The organism is Desulfogranum aggregans, assembly GCF_055398265.1.
This window is the reverse complement of the sequence record NZ_AP042447.1, coordinates 846917-867991: the sequence shown is the minus strand read 5'-3', so window position 1 is coordinate 867991 and position 21075 is coordinate 846917. Positions and strand designations below refer to the sequence as shown.

Genomic DNA, 21075 nt, shown 5'->3' with positions numbered 1-21075 from the left:
AGAAATGGCATGAGAAAAAAGCAGTATCTAGCTGTTTTTCGGTCGGATCAAGCACAGATATTTGTTGAAATGAATTATGCTTTTCCTGTGCTATGTCGCATAATATATATTATGTTAAATTTTATGCTCAAGGACGGCTATGTCGACAATTTGCACTTCGCGCCGCTGTACTCCACGATAGGATGAGCGTTTTAACTTAAAAATAATATCAACCGGCCCTTGCTGTACAATCGGTATCTTTTCGGCCATGTAAAACCCGATACCGTTTACCGTGATTCCATTGTTGAGCGCCAAGGTGCACTTCAGGTGCCCGCTGAGCTCTTTTACATTAACCAGTTGGGTCTTAGGTAAAAGGAATAATGGCTCCGGGTTGCCCTCTCCAAACGGCTGGAACAGCTGCAATTTGTTAAGAAAGTCATCCGAAGCTATTTCTTCAGTCTGCAAACGGTGGTCAACCGGCAGTTTTCTGGGAGCACCCACTATCGGCTCATTGCTGCAGCATGCATTGAATGCTTGGCGAAATGCCTTCAAATTATTTTTCGGTAAAGTGACGCCGATAGCCATCGGGTGTCCTCCAAACTGCTTGACCAGTGACTTGCAACTTTCTATTTTTCTGTATAGATTCAATCCTTCGATGGATCTTCCTGATCCTTTGAGCAACGGTGTTTGATCACTGTCCGCCTGTTCATCGGTGACCACAATCGCCGGACAATTAAACCTGTCTGTTATACGCGAAGCGACAATACCCAGAATGCCTGGATGGCAGGCAGGATGATAAATGGTCATCGCTGCAGCTCCCCGATCCTTGAGCAGCGCACACTGTTCAAGAATCTCCTCGAGTATCTGGCTTTCCAGCTTGCGCCGTCGATTGTTTAATGCGTCCAGCTGACCGGCAGCTTTTTTCGCCTCCTGGGTGTTCTCCGTAAGGAGCAGCCGTACTGCATGATCGGCCTCACCCATTCTGCCGGCAGCATTGATTCGGGGGGCAAGTTTAAACGATACATCCTCGGCTTGAATAAGGTCGTTGTGCAGCATGCCGCACCGTTCGGCAAGGCAGTATATGCCCAAACGACGCTGTTGGTTCAATACCTCCAAGCCGCCCTTTACCAGAATTCTATTGGTCTCTGTCAGCGGCATGACGTCGGCGATGGTACCCAGAGCAACGAAATCGAGGAACTGTTTCAGATTTGGCACCTCTTTCGATGTTTTCCAGTAGCCCTGTTCCTGCAGTACCCTGCGCACCGCGGCTGCGAAAAAGAAGGCGACCCCCACTCCGGAGAGTTCTTTAAACGGAAAATCACAGTGCGGCTGCTTGGGGTTGATGACCGCCTCAGCCTGGGGGAGCATTGGGGATGGTTGGTGGTGATCGGTTATAATCACTTCAAATCCCTGTTCGCGGGCAAAGGTGGTCGCTTCAAGAGAGGTAATGCCACAGTCCACCGTTATGAGTGGACAATTACGAAAGCCTGAACGCTCCATTATGCGCTCAACAGAGTGGACTGTAAATCCATACTGATCCGTCAGCCTGTTGGGGATATGGTAAAATGTTTCCAGGCCAAGAAGGTGGAAAAATTTTACCAACAAGGCAGTGGCCGTAACCCCGTCGACATCATAATCGCCGTGAATGATAATGGGCTTTTTTGCTGCACATGCCCTGGCGATGACCGCTGCTCCCCCTTCCAGGCCACGCATAAGCAACGGTTGAGGCAATAAAGAAAAATCCGGATAAAGAAATGTCCTTATCTGCCTGGTTGAAGTAAAACCGCGTTTGCGAAGAAGGGCCGCCAGTGGTCGTGGCAGATCAAATTCTTCCTCAATGCGCATGCACCCTTCCCTCTCCTTTTTGTCGGCTTGTATACACGGCGCTGTTGGTCGGTCCAGGTACATTGTCTCCTACGGGTTAGCGTGATCTATATGGTGGTGTACGGCATCGATAACCTGCTGGGCATCAGCCTGTTCGAACCACTGCAGCTGTACTACTTTGTTGAACCAGGTCATCTGACGTTTTGCATACCTTCTGGTGTCCCTCACCAAATCGTCAGTGGTCTGCGTGAGGGTGCGTCGACCGCGAAGGTAATTGACGGCATGACGATAGCCAATGGCCTGCATTGACGGCAATGCTTCTTGATAGCCCTTGTGCAGCAAGCCCTCGACCTCTTCAAGCAAGCCGCTCTCCATCATCACCGCGGTTCGTTCCTCGATCCTTCGGTACAGTCTGGCGCGGTCGCAGTGCAAGCCGATTACTAAAAGATGGGAAAAGCAAATCGGCGGCGGCTGTCGATGTTGCCGCTGAAGGTGTTCGGACCAGGAAACGCCGGTGCTGTGATAAATCTCCAGCGCTCGCAGCAGTCGCTGGGTATCGTTTACGTGTATTCTTTGTGCACTCTCTGGATCTACTTTCTGCAATTCCTGATAGGCTGCCGCCCTTCCCTGCTGCGTGAAACGGGTACGGACCATCTCCCGTACCTGTTGTTCTACCGGCACCTCGCTGAACAGGCCGTTGACCAGGGCAGAAAGGTACATGCCGGTGCCCCCGGTGATCAGGGGAATGTGGCTGCGTGAAGTAATGCCGTCCATTGCCAAAGCGGCATCATCGATAAACCTGGCAGCGTTGTACTGTTCATCCGGGTCGCAGATATCGATCAGGTAGTGCGGAACCTGCGCCTGTTCCAGGGGGGTTGCCTTGGCCGTCCCAATATCCATGTAACGATACACCTGCATGGAGTCCATGGAGATGATTTCGCAATGGAACCTTGCGGCCAGTTCCAGGGATAAGGCTGTTTTGCCGATGGCAGTGGGACCAACCAGTACGATCACCGGCATGTGTATGGTTTTCGGCTTCTCCATTAATGGGCAAAGTCAAGCAACGGCTGAAGATCACGCAATTTTTTTGCTCCAAGACCGGAGACCGATTCCAGGTCGTTGATGGTGGTGAATGGGCCGCGTTCCATTCGCCTGGCATGAATCGACATGGCCAGCTTGGGGCCAATACCCGGCAGCAGCTGAAGTTCCTCCACATCGGCCCTGTTGATGGGAAAAGGGGTGTGTAAAAACACGCTGGCGACTGCTGTTGAGATCGGCGGCGAGCGAAAATCGATGGTGCTGCTCCCTGGTTGCTTACCGGTCAGGTGTAAACGAACCGTTCCATCCTGCGCTTGTCCGTCGATAGCAGGGGTAACGACGTACTGTGCTTTTCCGGCGGCAGGCACCCTTTTTCTGTCCCCAAGCCCAGTCAACCGCTGTGCCATCAGGACAACGAGCAGCAGGGCACCGAAAACAAAAAGGACAAGCACCCGCTTGTCCTCAAACCGAAAAAAAAGACGCTGTGGGGTGTCGGCGGCCTTAATGCTTTGCCTTTTCATCCTTTAACAATTTAAAGTTGATGCTGTCCACCAGGGCTTGCCAGCTGGCTTCAATAATATTGACCGAGACACCGACCGTTCCCCATCTGTCGGTATTGTCGCGGGTATCAACAAGGACCCGTACCTGGGCACCGGTTCCGTACTCCCCGGTAAGTACCCGAACCTTGTAGTCCACCAGGTTCATTTCGGCCAGGGTGGGGTAAAAACGGGTCAAGGCTTTACGCAGGGCTTTGTCCAGGGCATTGACCGGTCCGTCGCCCAGTGCAGCGGTATGCACTTCACTGCCGCCGACATAGAGTCGGATAGTGGCCTCTGTTACCGGTGGCCGGCCCATGCTGTACTTATGGTTCATTACCCTGAAAGCTTCGAGCTTGAAGAATTTTCGCTGCAGCCCCAGGGTTCGGCGCATCAGCAGCTCAAAACTTGCCTCGGCAGCCTCGTATTGGTACCCCTGATTTTCCCGCTCCTTGAGTTCGTTGATAATGGAGGACATCAGTGGGTCATCAGGCTGTATGGGGATACCGTATTTGCGGGCCTTGGACATGACGTTTGCCCTGCCTGCCTGATCGGAAATCAGCACTCTCCTGATATTTCCTACTTTTTCCGGCTCAATATGCTCGTAGGTCAAAGGGTTTCTCTGCACAGCACTGACATGGATCCCACCTTTGTGAGCAAAAGCTGACTCGCCCACATACGGCTGATATTGATCATGTGGGAGATTGGCCAGTTCGTTGACCAGGCGGCTGGTAGAGCTGAGTTGATCGATATGGGGTTTAACGCTGCACTCCAATCCCATTTTGAAGATCAATGCGGGAATGATGGATGTAAGGTTACTGTTACCGCACCGTTCCCCGAAGCCGTTGATGGTCCCCTGTACGTGGTCCACCCCTAGGTCGACGCTGATCAGGGCATTGGCTACAGCTGTTTCAGAATCATTGTGGGAATGGATGCCCAGCTTAACGGTTTTTCCCTGTTCAGCTATGTACTGCCGGACCTGCTGAACAATCGGTGCAATTTCATGCGGCAGGGTGCCGCCGTTGGTATCGCAGAGAACGATGGTCTCCGCGCCGCCGGCAAGGGCACTGCCGATGGTTGCAAGACAGTACTCTTGGTTTTTTTTGAATCCATCAAAAAAATGCTCGGCATCATAGAGCAGGTGCTGCACGTGGGGTCGGAGGTATGCCAAGGAATCTTCAATAAGCTGAAGATTATCCTCTAAACCAATACGCAGCGCTTCGGTGACGTGAATATCCCAACTCTTGCCGAAAATGGTAATTGCCTGCGTTTTGGCGTCCAGCAACGCCTTGAGATTGGGATCATTGTCCGGACGATTCTGAAAGTGTCGGGTAGAACCGAAGGCTGTCAGGCGTGCGTGTTCGAGCTTCACCCCTTCCATAGTGCGAAAAAACTCGACAGCCAGCGGGTTGGAACCTGGCCATCCGCCTTCGATATAGTCTACACCAAACTTGTCCAGTTGACGGGCAATCTTGACCTTATCGTCGACCGACAGGTTGAAATTTTCAGCCTGAGTTCCGTCGCGCAGGGTCGTATCGTAGATTTCTATGGTTCTGCTCATAAACAGCCGTCAGTTGGTCTCTTCAGCGGGCAGGTTGTCCTTTTCCAGGGCAAAAGCGTCGTGGAGTGCGCGTACCGCAAGCTCGGTGTATTTTTCGTCGATGATGCAGGAAACCTTAATTTCCGAAGTGGAAACCATCATCATATTTATCCCTTCTTTTGAGAGGATGTGAAACATAGTTGACGCGATTCCTGAGTGGTTGCGCATGCCCACTCCGACAATGGAAACTTTGGCAATGTGCGGGTCACCGGTCACCGATTCAGCGCCAATTTCCCTGGCAATCCCCTGTACGATTTCCATGGCCCGCTCATAGTCGTTGCGCATGACGGTAAAGGTCATGTCCGTCAGTTGACCATCGTGGGTGTTCTGAATAATCATATCAACAAGGATCTCGGCATCGGAGATCGGAAGAAAGACCTGAGAGGCAGTGCCAGGACGATCAGGAACTTTTTTAATCGTGATTCGAGCTTCGTTTTTGTTATAGGTGATGCCGGATACAAGCAGTGATTCCATGATTTTTTCCTCCTCAACAACCCAGGTGCCCACCGTATCGGTAAATGTTGAACGAACATGGACCGGGACCTTATATTTTTTCGCAAGACCGACTGCCCGTATATCGAGCACTTTGGCACCAAGGCTGGCAAGCTCCAGCATTTCTTCGTAACATATTCGATCGATTTTTCGTGCTTTGGTGCAAATGTTGGGGTCGGTGGTATAAACGCCTTCTACATCGGTGAATATTTCACAGGCATCTGCCTCCAGGGCTGCGGCCAAGGCGACAGCGGTGGTGTCTGAGCCTCCACGGCCAAGGGTAGTGATGTTGCCCTGCTCGTCGACTCCCTGAAACCCGGCTATTGTGACAATGCGATCGGCGTTGAGATGGTCGTATATCAGCTCGGAATCGATTTTTTGGATCCGCGCCTTGGTATGGGTGTTGTCGGTATGGATGGACACCTGGTCACCCAGGAGGGCAACCGCATCAATGCCTCTTTCCTTGACAGCCATAGCAAAGAGCGCGATGGTCACCTGTTCGCCGGTTGACAGGATCATGTCCATCTCCCGACCGCTGGGTCGCCGTTGGATTGACTGGGCAAGACCGGTTAGTCTGTCGGTTTCTCCAGACATGGCAGAAAGAACAACCACCATCTGGTTGCCCCGTTTATATTCAGCAATAACACGGTCAGCCACCGCCTGAATTTTTTCAACAGTACCGACGGATGTACCACCGAATTTTTGAACTATGAGTGCCATATCTCTCCCTGCAGCTCGATACGCTTCAACCTGTCTAAATTTCCTCTCCGATTTGCGCGCACAGGGAATGCATCACCCACAACAGTATACCGATGGTGATGACGTGTTTTTCCCTTGAGCCGCTGTGGTCATCGGTAAACAAAAAATCAGCCGTAAGAATGTAAGACGATTTTTTAAATTTGCAACCTCAATCATTATCAGGTACAAGCAGTCCCTGACTGCTTACACTTTTTTTATCATGGCCTGATGAAACCACTCCACATAGTCCTTGTCGAACCTGAAATTCCTCCAAATACAGGATCTATTGCTCGTCTCTGCGGAGCGACGAATGCGGTGCTCGATCTTGTTCACCCGCTCGGCTTCAGTACCGATGACCGGCACCTGAAGCGCGCCGGCCTCGATTACTGGCATTATGTGGATATTCGTCACTGGAACAACCTGGAGTCATTCCTCGCAGAACAGGATGAACAGGAATTGTTTTTCTTTACCACCAAAACAGAGACTCCATATACCCAGGCACATTTCCCAGCCGGCGCCAAACTGATTTTCGGCAAAGAGACCAAAGGGCTTCCGGAAGAAATTCTTGCACTGTATCAGGACCGTTGTTATACAATCCCGATGAGTAATCCCCGCATCCGCAGCCTGAACCTGGCCATGACTGCAGGAATTGTCTTGTACGAAGCTCTGCGGCAACATCACCGGTAACTTTCACTGGTGTTGACTCTATCCCTAACGGGGCGCTGCCTCACCGCTTGCTACCACCATCTACAAGGAGATCATCATGCCCGAGAGAATATATAATTTCAGCCCGGGACCGGCCACCCTACCCTACTCGGTACTACAGGAAGCCGCCGCTGACATTGTCAATTTCAAGGATAAAGGAATCGGTCTTATTGAACTGAGCCATCGTTCCAAGGAATTCATGGCTGTTACTGAAGAGGCAGAACAGTTAATCCGTTCCCTGCTCGCCGTTCCCGACAACTATAAGGTTCTTTTTCTCCAGGGCGGAGCCTCGTCTCAATTTTTCATGGTGCCCATGAACCTGCTCTCACCAGGGCAAAAAGCAACCTATCTCAACACCGGCACCTGGTCCAAGAAGGCCATTAAAGAGGCAAAGCTTTTCGGTGACATCGAGGTGGCATATTCCAGCGAAGAGGCTTCCTTCAACCGGGTACCAACCGATGACGAATACACCGTTGATCCGAACAGCCAATACCTTTACTTTGTCTCCAACAACACCATTTACGGTACCCAGTTCCCAACCATGCCGAGCAAGGAGACCATGCTGGTCGCCGATATGTCATCGGATATCTTCTCCCGTCCGGTCGATGTTTCCAGATTCGGCATAATTTTTGCCGGAGCGCAAAAAAATATGGGGCCTTCCGGTGTGACTCTGGTGATAATACGCGAGGACCTCTTGACTCGTGCCGTAGAGACCGTGCCGACAATGCTTAAGTATTCGACCCATGCCGAGAAAGACTCCATGTTCAACACCCCGCCTTGCTTTCCCATCTACTGTGTTGGCCGGGTATTGAACTGGCTCAAGGAGCTGGGCGGCATTCCTGCCATTGAACAACTCAACAGAAAAAAGGCGAACCTGCTGTATGCGGCAATAGACAGCACCGATTTTTATCGAGGTCACGCGGAAAAAGCTTCGCGTTCGCTGATGAATGTGGCCTTTAATCTACCGACCGCTGAGCTCGAAGCTCAATTTATTGCAGAGGCTGCAGCTGTTGGTTTGGACGGTCTCAAGGGGCATCGGTCCATTGGCGGGTGTCGCGCGTCCATATATAATGCGTTTCCTGTAGAGGGGGTGGAAAAACTTGTTGGTTTTATGGCTGACTTTGCGCGTAAAAACGGCGCCTGAAGTATAAGGGGTGCCGTTAGGGAGAAAAACTTTTTAAAGGCACCCTTTCACCTTCCTCCTTTATCCTCCCACCTCGTTTTCAGCAGTTCCTCTACGCTTGCACCCGTTTTCTATGGATTATCAGGGAAATATTATACGACCGCCAAGTGAGGCCAACTCCATTATTCTCCAGGTGACCACAGGGTGTTCCCACAATCACTGCACTTTCTGTGGAGCATACCGTGAAAAGCCTTTTGGGGAAAAGGCATGGGCCATCGTGGAAAAGGATATCGACTTTGCGGCGCAGTGGTGCCTTCGCCAGCACACACTTTTTCTTGCCGACGGTGACGCACTTGCCCTCCCCCATGCATCCCTTGTTCGGCTATTACAAACCATCAAACAACGTCTCCCCTGGGTAAGGCGGGTTGCCTCCTATGCCAACTGTCATAATATTCTCGCCAGGAGCGAGCAGCAACTCCAGCATTACAATGCCCTCGGTTTACGACGACTGTATATGGGGCTGGAGACAGGAGATGACCAAACATTGCTGGAGATTGGAAAAGGGGTGGACAGTCAGCAGATGATCGAGGCCGGGAGGCGCGTTGCCGCCGCAGGAGTTTTTCTTTCTGTCACCTGTCTGCTCGGCATTGCCGGTAAAACCAGGTCTCGTGCCCATGCAGAGGCTACGGCAAGGGTGCTCAATCAAATGCAGCCCAGACAGATAGCCGTGCTTACCCTCATGCTATTGCCGGGAACGCCATTGTACAAGCAATGGAAACAGCAGCGTTTTATGCCGCTTGCCCCTGAGGAGCTGTTTGTCGAACTGGAGACTTTGCTGCGGGAAATTGAGTTGGCAAAAGTCCAGTTTCAGGCTAACCATGCCTCCAATTACTTTTCTCTCAGCGGTAGGCTGCCCAAGGACAAAGAGGCAATGCTCGCGACCATCGCCGCAGTCAGAGGAGGGAATGTACCGCTCAAAGAAGAACGGTTTCGATTGTTATAGATGCAGGAGAGGTGGATGACACAAGGAAAGGTGCAAAAAACAGATGTAAAGAACCTGACCCAGGAGCAATTGATCTCCTTTGTCGAATCACTCGGGCAGCCCGCATTTCGCGGTCGTCAGCTTCTGGCCTGGATCTACAAGCCGGGAATTACCGAATTTGAACAGATGACCGATCTGGCAAAAAAATTTCGTCGGGTTTTGGAACAGTCCGCGACCATCAGCAGATTTACATCTGCTGTCATTGAAACCTCCCGCGACGGAGCCGTCAAGTTTGCCTTTCGTTTACACGACGGGCTGGTCATTGAATCTGTGCTTATACCCGAGGAGGACCGCAACACCCTGTGTGTTTCCTCCCAGGCTGGATGTGCCATGGGTTGTACTTTTTGTCTCACCGGTAAAATGGGGTTTGAGCGTAACCTGAGCACAGCGGAAATAATCAATCAGGTGTGCGCGGTTCGCGATTGGATGGTGCACAACGACCGTGGTCAGCTATCTAACCTCGTCTTTATGGGCATGGGTGAACCGCTTGCCAATTTTTCTAATCTGCTGGATGCGATCAGCCTGCTCACCGAACAGCGCGGGCTTGATTTTTCCGCCCGCCGCATCACTGTCTCCACGTGCGGATTGGTGCCGCAGATGCTCCGACTGGGGGCGTTGACCAATGTGAACCTAGCCATTTCCCTTCACGCGGTTGATGATGAGAGCAGGAGTGCGGTCATGCCGGTAAACAGAAAATATCCGATTGGTGAACTGATTGAGGCATGCAGAAACTATCCGCAGAAAAAACGACAGCGGATTATGTTTGAGTATACACTGCTTCCGGGAAGCAATGACTCCGATAAAGCTGCCAGCAAGCTGGCCAGGCTGCTGCAGGGGATTCCATGTAAAATAAACCTGTTGGCTGTCAATAGCGGCCAGGGGGAAAAGGCGCAGGCAATAAGTAGAGATCGAATGCTCAGGTTTCAGCAGATTCTGCGGGAGAATGGTTTTACCGTCTTTATCCGACAGAGTCGTGGGGAAGATATTTCAGCGGCCTGCGGTCAACTGGCTGGCAAGGGATGGGACGAAACGCGGTGTACGGTGCTGGAGCCGGCCCTATAAATCCACCTGGATATTTCGGGATTCCAACAATGCTTTATTGCGCATGGTTCCCAGTTTGCTCCTGAAGGCATCTTCCGCACGATAGGAGCGAACCAAGGCCCACATACAGACAATAAGCGCCCGGATTATTCGCTCTTTTGGTGCATCAGCGGAAAACTTGACAATCCCTTTGGTGTATTCAAAATAGCCCATGTAGGGGTCAAGGTAGGGGTAGGTGTCCAGCTGGGATTGCATGTACTCATTTAGAACCTCTACGGGACGCTGCTCGCCTTTTTCCTGCAGGGTCTGAATGAAGAAGAAGAGCAGTTCCTCCAGAGCCGGCCGTAATTGGGAGTGAACAGGGTTTACTACCCTCGGGGGTGCTTTTCGGGCGGCTGTTTGGGTGGAACCCACCTGTTGTTTTTCCTTTTCCTGCGTTTTTTTGATATAGGAACCGAAGGTGAACATCCCCTCCCCTGCCTGTACCCTGCTGAGAAGGATATTATAGTCCTCGTCTGACTTGCTCATTCCTCCCTTTCCCCAGGAATAGGAGCCGCCGACACGATCTCCTTCGTGGAAAAACAGGAGCCCGCTGTCCTGTTTATTGATAATCTGCACATCGATGAATCCGGAAAAATCTTTCTGACGCAGCCGGAAAATAAGATCCGGAAGAGGAATTTCGGTTGACTTGAGCGCTGATTTTGCCCGTTGAAAAGGCTGCATGTGTCCCCAAAAAAAGATAGCATTGGGGTCGAGATAGTGGATGTTGACCACAAAGCTGTTTTGCATGAATACTTCACTGATTACCGCCAGGTCAGGGAAAAACTGGGCTGGTTTTCGCGTTTCCTGCAACAGGCTGCGGATTATTTCGTCTTCATCAAAATAGATAAGGATTTCCCGGTCAACGGCCTTCCCGTGAATACAGCCGGAACCAATTTCTCCCTGTAGATGCTCCGTCAGTTTCTCCAGGTTGAGGTAATAGCTGTTGAGCCCCTCAAGAAAAGGCTTTTCTTTGGGAAGCAACATGGTCTATGTCAAGCCAGAGAGCGTTGAAGGGCCTGGCAAGCATGCATAGTTCATTCTTCGTAACCATGGAATAGAGAGTTGCCGAAAGCCGTTTCGGTACTTTTTCAGCAGTGGGTATGTATAATTGTCGACACCATATAATAAATCGTTTTTCTGAAAGAAATTCAAGAGATGTCATCAATAAATAACAGAATGGGCACGCATTTTCCTCATCAAAGAGGAAACATGGCACGCTGATGCTCTTTTGGCGTGAGCGTTCCCTTGCTCGGCAAGTCGCAACTTTATGCAAATGAAAAGAAACCGTCGCGCTGCCGAAGGAAGGAATGGTTCCTCCGGCAGCACGTCTCGGTGTAGATCACGGCTTCTGCGTGTCTACCTCAGGCGGGTCTGGCTGGGGGGCTTCACCAGAAGCGCCCTTTTTCGATTTGGTTACCACAATGATGTGTCCGCACTCGAAACAGGAAAATCGAGCCTGGTCACCTTTTATCATTGTTTCATCGACATTGTATTTTTTTGAACATTCCTCGCAAATTGCCAACATAAACACATGCTCCAGGTGGATATGGCGTCAAGAAAAGAAAACCGGTTGCGACGCAGTCGCTATCAATTGAGTTGACCGCTGTTTTTTTGGGTAAAAGCGACCAGGGTTCCCAAGTAACAGAAACGATGGCTGATCGATTTTCCGCAGACCGGTTAGCAGCATCAACTGTTCAGTTTATGGAGCAGCCAGGCCATATTTTTGCCCAGGTCGCGCATGGTGGTCATACCTTCGGTATCCTCATGCACATCTCCTTTTTCTCTGCCTACCCCTATGTTCCAGTAGGAAGAACCGACGATGATCATCTGGTTAATGGTAAAAAAATGATTCATCGTGTCAAATGCATGAATGGCGCCGCCCCGCCTTCGGGCTACAATAGATGCCCCGACTTTGCGCTTGAACATATCATCATTTGCCCGTGACGTCATGCCGCTCCGGTCAATGAGAGCTTTCATTTCGGTGGTTATATCGGCAAAGTAGGTAGGAGATGCGAGGATGATACCGTCGGCTTCAACCATTTTTCCGATACACTCGTTGATGCAGTCGATATCGACAATACACTGCTGATTTTTTTTCTTGAAGCATTGGTAGCACGCGATACAGCCATGGGGATGTTTGGCGGCCAGCTGCAGCATTTCGGTTTCGATGTCCTGCTTTTCGAGCTCTTCGAATACAGCCTCGATCATCAAGGCAGTGTTGCCGTTCTTGCGAGCACTACCGTTAAAGGCTACTACTTTCATGTTACACCTCTTCGTCATCTGTAATTACGGAGCGCGGGAGCGAGGAAATGTCTACTTTTTCTGCCTCTTTTATACCGCGATGCAGTGCTTTCCTGTTGAGCTCCTCTGTTCCTTTGGGCACTCTCTCCAGCAATGCGCGTTCCAGGTTGTCCAGGTCAACTCGCTGGCAGAGCTGGCCCACCGATCCGAGGGCCACCATGTTGGCAACTACCACGTTTCTCAGGTCCTTTTTCGCGATATCGGTAAAGGGAATGGCAATAATCCGGCTGGTTGGGTGTTGCTCAACCAGGGAGGAATCTACAAGAAGGAGCCCATCGGAGTTGAGGTCAAAAAAGTACGCATCGCATGCGGCCTGATTCATTGCCAGAAGAAAATCCAGGTTGAGCGATTTAGGGTAATCAATTGGATTATCGCTTATGACCACCTCTGCCTTGGATTTACCTCCGCGGGCTTCAGGCCCGTAGCTTTGGGTCTGGCAGACATATTTTCCGTCGTAAACTCCTGCTGCTTCAGAAAAGACAACGGCCGCAGTAATGAGTCCCTGCCCTCCTGAGCCGCTGAAGCGCAGTTCGTACCTATCTTGTATGGGTTTGAGTGCTTTCATATTTTTCCCTTTGTTGTGCTGGCTCGATGGCGGACCTTTTTGTACTCTTCGGTTGAGATGGGCATCTCCCTATCGGTCAGAACGCCAACGGTGAGTTTTCCCTCCAGTTCTTCAGGGGTCATTTTTTTCGCCTTGTTGACCGTGATGGCATTTTCCTTGAAACTGGTCAGCATTTCTACGGCGCCGCCGAGTTTATTGCGCCGTCCATACTGGACATGACAATTGGAAATGACCTCCACTACGGCAAACCCACGCTTTTTCATCGCCTGTTCAATCAGACGATCCATCAGCTCTCCGTGGTATACCGTCGCCCGCGCGACAAACGAAGCGCCGGCGGTAACCGCTAGTTCGGCAATAGAAAAATCATGTTCAATATGTCCGTAGAGCGAGGTGGTTGATGTGGACCCAAAAGGAGTCGTTGGTGAGTATTGACCACCAGTCATGCCATAGATGGAGTTGTTGATGATGATGGCGGTGAGGTTGAGATTACGGCGGGCAGCATGAATGAAATGGTTGCCGCCGATGGCAGTGGCATCACCGTCGCCCATGATCGCGACCACATTGAGTCCGGGGTTGGCCAGCTTGACACCGGTGGCAAAGGTTAATGCCCGTCCATGGGTGGTGTGCAGGGTGTTGAAGTCGAGATAAGTCGGCATTCGCCCGGAACAGCCGATACCGGAAGCGAGCACGACATCGTCCTTGCTGATCTCCATTCGGTAAATTGCTCGGAGCAGGGCAGCCATAACGATACCGTTGCCGCATCCTGGACACCAGACGTGGGGAAATTTTTTGTTGTGGCGGAGGTATTCGTGTCGAATCGCCTGTGCAGAAACTGACATACTGATGGTCTCCTTAAAGCTTGATCAGCTGTGCATAAATTTCATTGGGGGTGATGAACTGGCCGTCGATGCGATTGTGTTTGGCCACAACGCATTTGTTCTGGTTGACGCGCTGCACTTCACGGCTGATCTGGCCCATATTCATTTCAGGAACCAGAACCGCGCGGCACCTGTCAAGCAGCGGAGTAACGTGGCTTCGTGGAAATGGAAAAAGGGTAACGAGCTGCAGTAATCCGGCCTTTACCCCCTGTTTACGGGCATCTTCGACAGCCTTGTAGGCGGATCTCGCCACCGAGCCATAGGCAATAACCCCTACCTCAGCATCCTCGAGCATATATCCCCGAGTGATCATGATCTCAGAAAAACCGCGGGTAATTTTTTGGGTCAACCGGTTTTGAAACTGAAGCACCTCGCTGGGTCTCTGGGTGGGAAACCCGTGTTCGTCATGGACGAGGCCAGTGACGTGATGACGATATCCATCACCAAAGGCAGCCATGTGTGGTACGCCACGATTGTCCCCTTCATAAGGCTTGTACCAGTCGGGTGGGACACTGGGTCGTATACGATCAACAACCCGAATAGTTTTTTGGTCCGGCAACTGTACACATTCCCTGGTGTGGGCAACCACCTCATCGGAAAGCAGGACCACCGGCACCCGGTACTGTTCGGACAGGTTAAACGCCTTGACAGTGATAGAAAACGAATCCGCGACTGATGAGACAGCGAGAACGATGATAGGATGGTCGCCATGGGTACCCCATCTGGCCATCTGGACGTCTCCCTGTGAAGGGCATGTAGGAAGACCGGTGGAAGGACCGCCGCGCATGACATTGACAACAACACAGGGGACTTCGGCAATACACGCATATCCCAGGTTTTCCTGCATCAGGGAAAAACCCGGGCCTGAGGTTGCAGTCATGGATTTAACGCCAGCAAGGGACGCGCCGATAATGGCCCCCATACTGGCAATTTCATCTTCCATCTGCACGAAGGTACCATTTACCTGCGGCAGCTTGGCTGCAAGCATTTCTGAAATTTCTGTAGCCGGGGTAATGGGGTAGCCGGCAAAAAACCGACAACCGGCTGCCAGAGCACCATAGGCAATTGCCTCGTTTCCCTGGAGTAGAAGTCGCTTGTTTGCTTCGTTAAACATCGTCTCTCCTCCTCTTGGGGCGTCGCTCGGAAACAGTTATGGCAAAATCCGGACAGTGTATTTCACAAAAACGGCAACCGATGCACTTGTCAGGTTCTTCGATAACGGGCTTGCCGGATTTGTCGGGAGTGATAATTTTTTTGGGGCAAAAGGCAATGCAAATTCCACACGCTTTGCACCAGTCATGGTAGAATGCTATGTCATACAGTTTCTTTTTTCTCTTGGGTGAAGGAGTTGTCGTCTCTTCCTGTTTAACTGTTTGTTTTTCTTCTTTTTCTTTCATTTTTTAAGGGTGTGCTGTCACTCAAGTTGAGCGCTCGTCATTGGTAGCGGGATGTGCTCTCACCGGTCACCTGCCTCTCTCCACCCCCGGCATACAGGTTCTCATCAAAAAAATCAAGCAAATCCCCTGCTTTTTTCCGGCCCAGTCCTGATTGTCAAAAAATAGAAGAAAAACTTGTAAAGCCATTAATAATTCTATATAAAAATAGGTTGTTGCATAGAGGGCTAACGCTTTTCAACACGAATTAACGCAATGGAGGTATGCATGAAGAAAGGACTGTTTCTATCAATTGCAGTGGCAGCAGGTCTGTGCATGGCAGCAGGTCTTGCCCAGGCGAAAACGCAGTTTGTGACCATCGGAACCGGCGGTATTACCGGCGTGTATTATCCAACCGGCGGCGCCATTGCGAAAATGGTCAATAAGAAAAAAAAGGAATACGGCATTCGCGCCACGGTCGAGTCCACGGGTGGTTCAGTATTCAACATCAACGCTGTCATGAATGGTGACCTGGAGTTTGGCATAGCCCAATCCGACCGCCAGTTTCAGGCAATGGAAGGGACTGCCGAGTGGCAGGATAAAGGACCGCAAAAGAATCTCCGTTCTGTTTTTTCCATCCATCCCGAATCAGTAACGTTAGCAGCGGCAGTGGATTCCGGTGCGGTTGACATCAAGGATCTGAAAGGTAAACGGGTCAATATCGGTAACCCCGGATCCGGACAGCGGCAGAACGCTATCGACGCGTTGACGGCTGTTGGTCTTGATCCTGAAAAAGACCTCACCGCTGAGGGAGTCAAGGCTTCCGAAGCGCCAGGACTGCTCCAGGACGGTCGGCTTGACGCCTTTTTCTACACCGTCGGTCATCCGAGTGGAGCCTTTAAGGAAGCAACTTCCGGAGCACGAAAAGTGCGTTTTGTTTCCATCACCGGTATAGATGCGCTACTGGCCAAATACCCCTACTATGCAAAATCCATTATCCCGATTTCCAACTACCCGGGAGCACAGAATGACAAGGACGTTCCCACCTTCGGGGTAAAGGCCACCCTGGTTACCTCTGCCAAAGTTCCTGATGAAGTCGTCTATGCAATTACCAAGGAGGTGTTCGATAACTTCGAGGAATTTAAAAAGCTGCATCCGGCATACGCCATCCTGACCAAAGAATCGATGCTGGAAGGTCTGTCCGCTCCGCTTCATCCCGGCGCGCTGAAGTATTACAAAGAAGTCGGTCTGAAATAACAGGCTCGGCAGTATGGAACACCCCGGGCAGCAGCCGCCGCTGTTGCCCGGGTTCTCTCCCGACTGCAGACAGTCGGTCCACAGCGCAGCCAAGCTGTTTCCAATCCCCCTGTTAACCCGATTTCCGGGTTGAACCGGAGGCATTTCTTCCCGATCTATGCCCCGGTTTGTGGCTGACAAGTAACAGCCATGATGTTCAATGATATTCGCCTTACCGACAGGAGGTAGTTGATGAGCAAAATCCGTATTGAAAAAGTCGAAGACGGGGTCGAAGCTGCCCGCCGTCTGGCTGAAGAAGAAGAAGGGATAGGGCGCAGGCCGGATGGATGGCAAAAGTACCTTATCCCCACCATTGCCATCGCCTGGAGCTTGTTCCAATTGGCGCTGCCCAAATTCCTGCTCCTTGATTCCACCTATATTCGAGCCATCCACCTCGCTTTTGCCATGGCCCTGGTGTATCTCAATTATCCGTTTTTCAAAAAACCCTACTTTGGCCTGCGGTATTTTGCCGAGCACAAGCGCATTCCTCTGCTGGACATGGGCCTTGCGCTTTTTGCCGCCTACTGTGCGTTGTACCTCATGCTCAACTATGAGGAACTGGTCATCCGATATGGTACTCCATCAACCATGGATATTGTTGTTGGCCTGTCCCTTGTCGCTGTTTTACTGGAGGCTGCTCGGAGGACCATTGGGCCGGCACTCCCCGTCATTGCCACTTGTTTTATTATCTATTCATTCCTTGGTCCGTATATGCCCGATCTGATTGCTTTCAAGGGTACGTCTCTCGATCGTTTTGTCGGACAGATGACCATGTCCACCGAGGGTATTTACGGTATTCCGCTTGATGTGTCGGCAACCATTGTTTTTCTTTTTGTACTCTTTGGCGCCATGCTGGACAAGGCAGGAGCCGGACATTATTTTATTCAACTCGCCCTGAGTCTGCTGGGACGATTCAAGGGAGGACCGGCCAAAGCGGCCATCATGGGTTCCGGACTTACCGGTCTGGTATCGGGCTCATCCATCGCCAATATCGTCACCACCGGGACCTTTACTATCCCGATGATGAAAAAAGTCGGATATCCGCCCACCAAAGCGGCAGCCATTGAGGTGGCGGCTTCCACCGATGGGCAGTTGGCACCGCCGATTATGGGGGCAGCTGCCTTTATTATTGCCGAGTATGTGAATGTACCCTACATCGAGGTTGTCAAAGCGGCTGCTGTACCGGCGTTCGCCTCCTATGCAGCTCTGTTTTTCATTTCCCATATCGAGGCTTCAAAACTCGGAATTCGCGGCATGCCCAAAGAAGAGTTGCCGCCGTTTTTAGCCACCCTGCTCAGCGGCGTCCATTACCTTATTCCCCTGGCCATGCTGCTCTACGAACTGATTGTTGTGCGCCATTCCCCCGAGCTGGCCGCCTTTAACGCGATTATGGTCATGTTCGTCATCATGCTGTTCCAGGAACCGGTCAGGGCGTATCGGGCCAAGCAACCCCTTGGGCCGGCATTCAAGTACTCCATCATCAATATTCTCAATGCATTGGCTGCCGGTGCCCGGAATATGGTAGCCGTAGCCCTGGCAACGGCAGCTGCCGGTATCATTGTCGGCGTTGTAGCCCTGGGGCTCGGCAACCTGATCACCGAGATCATTGATGTGCTTTCCATGGGTAATGTGGTGCTCATGCTCGCCATTACCGCCCTTGCCAGTCTGATTATCGGTATGGGGCTGCCGACGACGGCAACCTATATCGTCATGGCCTCGCTGACGGCTCCTGCCATCGTGAATGTTGGCGGAATGCAGGGCTTCATTGTTCCGCTCATGGCAGCACACCTTTTCTGTTTCTATTTCGGTATCCTGGCTGATGACACTCCGCCGGTCGGACTCGCCGCCTATGCGGCAGCGGCCATTGCCAAATCCCCGCCGATTCAGACCGGGATCCAGGGGTTCATGTACGATATTCGGACGGCTATTCTGCCGTTCATGTTTATCTTCAACACGGATCTCATCCTGCATAACGTCTATTCTTGGAGTCAGGGAATACTAATTTTCGTTATGACCTGCATTGGTAACTTTGCCTTTGCCTCTGCTACCCAGGGATGGTTTATTGCCAAAAACCGCTATTGGGAAATTCCCCTTTTTCTCTCGGTGACCTTTATCCTCATGCGTCCTGATCAAATCGCCAAGTGGCTGGGCATGGCCCATGATCAACGATACTGGACCTACCTGATCGGATTGACGATTTTTGGTGTGCTCTACCTTCTGCAGCGACCGCGGGTTCCGCGTTCCGCCCCGCAACAGGCACCAGCGGCATGATACGCGGCAATCATTTATGCAATCTTTTCAACTGAGGAGCAGACTTTCATGGCTGGTATACGAAAAATTATGGTTCCACTGGCTTTTTCAAGTTTTTCCAAGGGCATACTTGAGTATGCGGCAATGCTTGCCAAACCGTTTGATGCCGAGCTCCTGCTTGTTCATGTAATTAACGAACGGGATCTGGAGGCCGTACAGACCATCACCTCTTTCGGCTATGAAGTGGATGAACAACACTATGTGGAGGAGATAGAGAAACAGCGGATCGGCCTGCTCGAAGAAATGATCAAAGACGTTGACATAAACGAAGACAAGGTTCGTTTCCTGTTTAAGGTAGGGCGTCCTGCAAGCACCCTGCTGAAAGTAGCGGTCAAGGAAGACGCGGACATGATCGTTATGGGGCTCAAGGCCAAATCGGAACTGATGCACGCCTTTACCGGATCAGTGGCGGAAAAACTCTTTCGTCGCTCCCCTGTCACCATCGTTTCTTACCGTGGTGAACGCATTGCCGAGAAGTTGCGTAAACGCATCCAGGTATAAAGCACCTCTCTTTCCCCCCTTTTACATGAGGCACTGCAGAGCGTGATTCTTTGCAGTGCCTCTCCCGTTTTCCCTCCCTTGAAACCCTGTCCCGAGTCCCGTCTGCCATAACCATAGCACGTCGACAACACTTTCCTGCTTGCTTTTTTTTCTTGTACTATTACATTTAATCAAATGTACAGTTACAGGAGAGTAACCTTTCATGTCCCAATCAAATGCTTTAACTCCGCGGCAACAACAGCTGCTTGCCTATCTGAAAAAGCAACTTGCACATACCGGCCAGACCCCGAGTCTCCGTCAGGCTGCCCATGATCTCCAGGTCAGTCACACCGCTGTTGCCAGTATGCTGCAAACCCTTGAAGAGAAGGGGTGGGTGAAGCGTGACGGCCGGTACAGTCGATCGTTGACCCTGCTCACCGGGGGGGAGGAGCACGCGAGGGAGTCGCAGGGGCGCATGGTTCCGATCATTGGTCGTGTAGCCGCTGGGATGCCGCTCTATGCGCAGCAGGAATGGGCCGGCCATATCTGCGTTGACCGCACCCTCTATCGTGGCGACAACCTCTTTGCCCTCTATGTACAGGGAAACTCCATGGAAAAGGTCGGCATTCTTGACGGTGACCTTGCCATCTGCGAACCCCGGCAGTATGCCCAGAACGGTGAGATTGTGGTCGTCCTTATCGGCAACGAGGAAGCCACTGTCAAGCGGTTTTTTTATCGTGGTGACTCTATTGAACTGGTACCGGAAAATGACGATTACCAGCCGGTCCGCTATGCGTTGGGCAGTGTGCTCATTCAGGGAAGGGTGATCGGCATCCACCGCGGTCCTGACCGGATGAACGGCCTCTAATGGCGGGACAATGTCTGCGAGTCGGTACCTGTGGTTTTTCTTATCCCGAGTGGATTGAAGCAGGTATTTATCCGGCCGGAACCAAATCCGGCCACATGCTCGACCTGTACAGCCGGCTCTTTCCGGTGGTTGAACTCAACTATACCTGGTATCAGATGGCTCGGCCCGAGCCCCTGGATCGTATGCTCGACCGTGCACCTCCCTTTTTTCGGTTTACTGCCAAACTTACCCGAACCATGACCCACGAGGTCAACGATCAGTGGAAAAGCCATGCCCGCCTTTACTGCAGCGGGATACGGCCATTGCTTTGTTCGGGAAAATTACTGGCCGTTCTGCTCCAGTTTCCTTTCTCGTTTTCCCGAACCCAAACCAATCGCCTTTACCTGTCCAGGCTTCTGGACGAATTGCGCACCTTGCCGCTGGCTGTGGAGTTTCGTCATCGTTCCTGGGCCACTGACCGAGTCTTTCATGCACTTGAGCAGCGTAACATCACCCTGGTGACGCCCGACACCCCTCCCCTTCCCGAGCTCTTTCCCTGCTTGAATTTTTCCACCAATACTGATTTTTTTTATGTTCGGCTTCATGGCCGCAACAGTTCGGGATGGGGATCAGCTACCACCCGGCAGCGGTTGAGCTATCGCTACAGTCACGATGAATTAGTTGCGCTGATCCGTGAAGTTATCACCCCTTTGCGGGACTGTGCCGGTCGCGGGGTTATTTTCTTCAATAACTATGTGGCCGGGCAGGCAGTGGACAATGCACGGCAGATGCACGATCTCCTTGCCGGCAATTGATTGCTTGCCTTTTCCGCACAGTGTACTTTACAAAAACTTTACATTTGTTT

21 protein-coding genes are annotated in these 21075 nt (G+C 51.5%); 9 read left to right on the top strand and 12 right to left on the bottom strand.

Annotated elements, in window-relative coordinates; translation table 11 throughout:
• Positions 1–114: 114 nt before the first annotated feature.
• The 5 genes from recJ to ACZ52Z_RS04040 form a co-directional block, all read right to left on the bottom strand.
• Positions 115–1824, bottom strand: a complete 1710-nt coding sequence (gene recJ, locus ACZ52Z_RS04060; RefSeq protein WP_464269482.1) for a single-stranded-DNA-specific exonuclease RecJ — start codon at positions 1822–1824, stop codon at positions 115–117.
• 69 nt (positions 1825–1893) lie between these two features.
• Positions 1894–2847, bottom strand: coding sequence for a tRNA (adenosine(37)-N6)-dimethylallyltransferase MiaA (gene miaA, locus ACZ52Z_RS04055; protein ID WP_464269481.1), 954 nt, complete (start codon positions 2845–2847; stop codon positions 1894–1896).
• Positions 2847–3362 carry a ComEA family DNA-binding protein gene (locus tag ACZ52Z_RS04050; protein ID WP_464269480.1) on the bottom strand — a complete coding sequence of 172 codons (516 nt, stop codon included), beginning with the start codon at positions 3360–3362 and terminating at the stop codon, positions 2847–2849. The genes miaA and ACZ52Z_RS04050 overlap by 1 nt, the downstream gene beginning before the upstream one ends.
• The gene (gene cimA / locus ACZ52Z_RS04045) at positions 3343–4938 is read right to left on the bottom strand and encodes a citramalate synthase (protein ID WP_464269479.1); all 1596 of its coding nucleotides are present in this window, start codon (positions 4936–4938) and stop codon (positions 3343–3345) included. The genes ACZ52Z_RS04050 and cimA overlap by 20 nt, the downstream gene beginning before the upstream one ends.
• Before the next feature lie 9 nt (positions 4939–4947).
• Positions 4948–6189 (bottom strand): aspartate kinase, encoded by a 1242-nt coding sequence (locus tag ACZ52Z_RS04040; RefSeq protein ID WP_464269478.1) that lies wholly within the window; start codon positions 6187–6189, stop codon positions 4948–4950.
• 246 nt (positions 6190–6435) lie between these two features.
• Between ACZ52Z_RS04040 and ACZ52Z_RS04035 the strand changes: the two genes are divergently transcribed.
• The 4 genes from ACZ52Z_RS04035 to rlmN all read left to right on the top strand — a co-directional run bounded on the left by ACZ52Z_RS04035 (position 6436) and on the right by rlmN (position 10139).
• A complete protein-coding gene (locus ACZ52Z_RS04035; RefSeq protein WP_464269477.1) occupies positions 6436–6894 on the top strand; it encodes a tRNA (cytidine(34)-2'-O)-methyltransferase in 459 nt (152 codons plus the stop codon).
• Between the two features lie 76 nt (positions 6895–6970).
• Positions 6971–8056: a 3-phosphoserine/phosphohydroxythreonine transaminase gene (gene serC / locus ACZ52Z_RS04030; protein ID WP_464269476.1), complete on the top strand. Its 1086-nt coding sequence runs from the start codon at positions 6971–6973 to the stop codon at positions 8054–8056.
• 97 nt (positions 8057–8153) lie between these two features.
• The gene (locus ACZ52Z_RS04025) at positions 8154–9038 is read left to right on the top strand and encodes a radical SAM protein (RefSeq protein ID WP_464269475.1); all 885 of its coding nucleotides are present in this window, start codon (positions 8154–8156) and stop codon (positions 9036–9038) included.
• A gap of 15 nt (positions 9039–9053) precedes the next feature.
• The gene (gene rlmN, locus ACZ52Z_RS04020; RefSeq protein WP_464269474.1) at positions 9054–10139 is read left to right on the top strand and encodes a dual-specificity RNA methyltransferase RlmN; all 1086 of its coding nucleotides are present in this window, start codon (positions 9054–9056) and stop codon (positions 10137–10139) included.
• On the opposite strand, the gene ACZ52Z_RS04015 is transcribed toward rlmN, so the two are convergent.
• From ACZ52Z_RS04015 to ACZ52Z_RS03985, 7 genes are all read right to left on the bottom strand, one after another.
• Positions 10134–11144, bottom strand: a complete 1011-nt coding sequence (locus ACZ52Z_RS04015; protein WP_464269473.1) for a hypothetical protein — start codon at positions 11142–11144, stop codon at positions 10134–10136. The two genes, rlmN and ACZ52Z_RS04015, sit on opposite strands and share 6 nt — an antisense overlap.
• Before the next feature lie 355 nt (positions 11145–11499).
• On the bottom strand, positions 11500–11685 hold the full coding sequence (locus ACZ52Z_RS04010; protein WP_464269472.1) for a zinc-ribbon domain-containing protein: 186 nt from the start codon (positions 11683–11685) through the stop codon (positions 11500–11502).
• Between the two features lie 161 nt (positions 11686–11846).
• A complete protein-coding gene (locus ACZ52Z_RS04005; RefSeq protein WP_464269471.1) occupies positions 11847–12422 on the bottom strand; it encodes a flavodoxin family protein in 576 nt (191 codons plus the stop codon).
• Between the two features lies 1 nt (position 12423).
• On the bottom strand, positions 12424–13026 hold the full coding sequence (locus tag ACZ52Z_RS04000; RefSeq protein WP_464269470.1) for a 2-oxoacid:acceptor oxidoreductase family protein: 603 nt from the start codon (positions 13024–13026) through the stop codon (positions 12424–12426).
• Positions 13023–13865, bottom strand: a complete 843-nt coding sequence (locus tag ACZ52Z_RS03995) for a 2-oxoacid:ferredoxin oxidoreductase subunit beta (RefSeq protein ID WP_464269469.1) — start codon at positions 13863–13865, stop codon at positions 13023–13025. The genes ACZ52Z_RS04000 and ACZ52Z_RS03995 overlap by 4 nt, the downstream gene beginning before the upstream one ends.
• 13 nt (positions 13866–13878) lie before the next feature.
• Positions 13879–15018 carry a 2-oxoacid:acceptor oxidoreductase subunit alpha gene (locus ACZ52Z_RS03990; protein WP_464269468.1) on the bottom strand — a complete coding sequence of 380 codons (1140 nt, stop codon included), beginning with the start codon at positions 15016–15018 and terminating at the stop codon, positions 13879–13881.
• Complete coding sequence (locus ACZ52Z_RS03985; RefSeq protein ID WP_464269467.1) at positions 15011–15301, bottom strand: 4Fe-4S dicluster domain-containing protein; 291 nt, start codon at positions 15299–15301, stop codon at positions 15011–15013. The genes ACZ52Z_RS03990 and ACZ52Z_RS03985 overlap by 8 nt, the downstream gene beginning before the upstream one ends.
• A gap of 264 nt (positions 15302–15565) precedes the next feature.
• Here ACZ52Z_RS03985 and ACZ52Z_RS03980 point away from each other — a divergent pair, with 264 nt between their 5' ends.
• The 5 genes from ACZ52Z_RS03980 (at position 15566) to ACZ52Z_RS03960 (ending at position 21025) form a co-directional block, all read left to right on the top strand.
• Positions 15566–16534, top strand: coding sequence for a TAXI family TRAP transporter solute-binding subunit (locus ACZ52Z_RS03980; protein WP_464269466.1), 969 nt, complete (start codon positions 15566–15568; stop codon positions 16532–16534).
• Between the two features lie 231 nt (positions 16535–16765).
• Positions 16766–18844, top strand: coding sequence for a TRAP transporter permease (locus ACZ52Z_RS03975; RefSeq protein ID WP_464269465.1), 2079 nt, complete (start codon positions 16766–16768; stop codon positions 18842–18844).
• Positions 18845–18892: 48 nt separating this feature from the next.
• Positions 18893–19384 carry a universal stress protein gene (locus ACZ52Z_RS03970; RefSeq protein WP_464269464.1) on the top strand — a complete coding sequence of 164 codons (492 nt, stop codon included), beginning with the start codon at positions 18893–18895 and terminating at the stop codon, positions 19382–19384.
• Positions 19385–19586: 202 nt separating this feature from the next.
• A complete protein-coding gene (lexA, locus tag ACZ52Z_RS03965; RefSeq protein ID WP_464269463.1) occupies positions 19587–20231 on the top strand; it encodes a transcriptional repressor LexA in 645 nt (214 codons plus the stop codon).
• A complete protein-coding gene (locus tag ACZ52Z_RS03960; RefSeq protein WP_464269462.1) occupies positions 20231–21025 on the top strand; it encodes a DUF72 domain-containing protein in 795 nt (264 codons plus the stop codon). Before lexA ends, ACZ52Z_RS03960 begins: the two co-directional genes overlap by 1 nt.
• Positions 21026–21075: the final 50 nt, after the last annotated feature.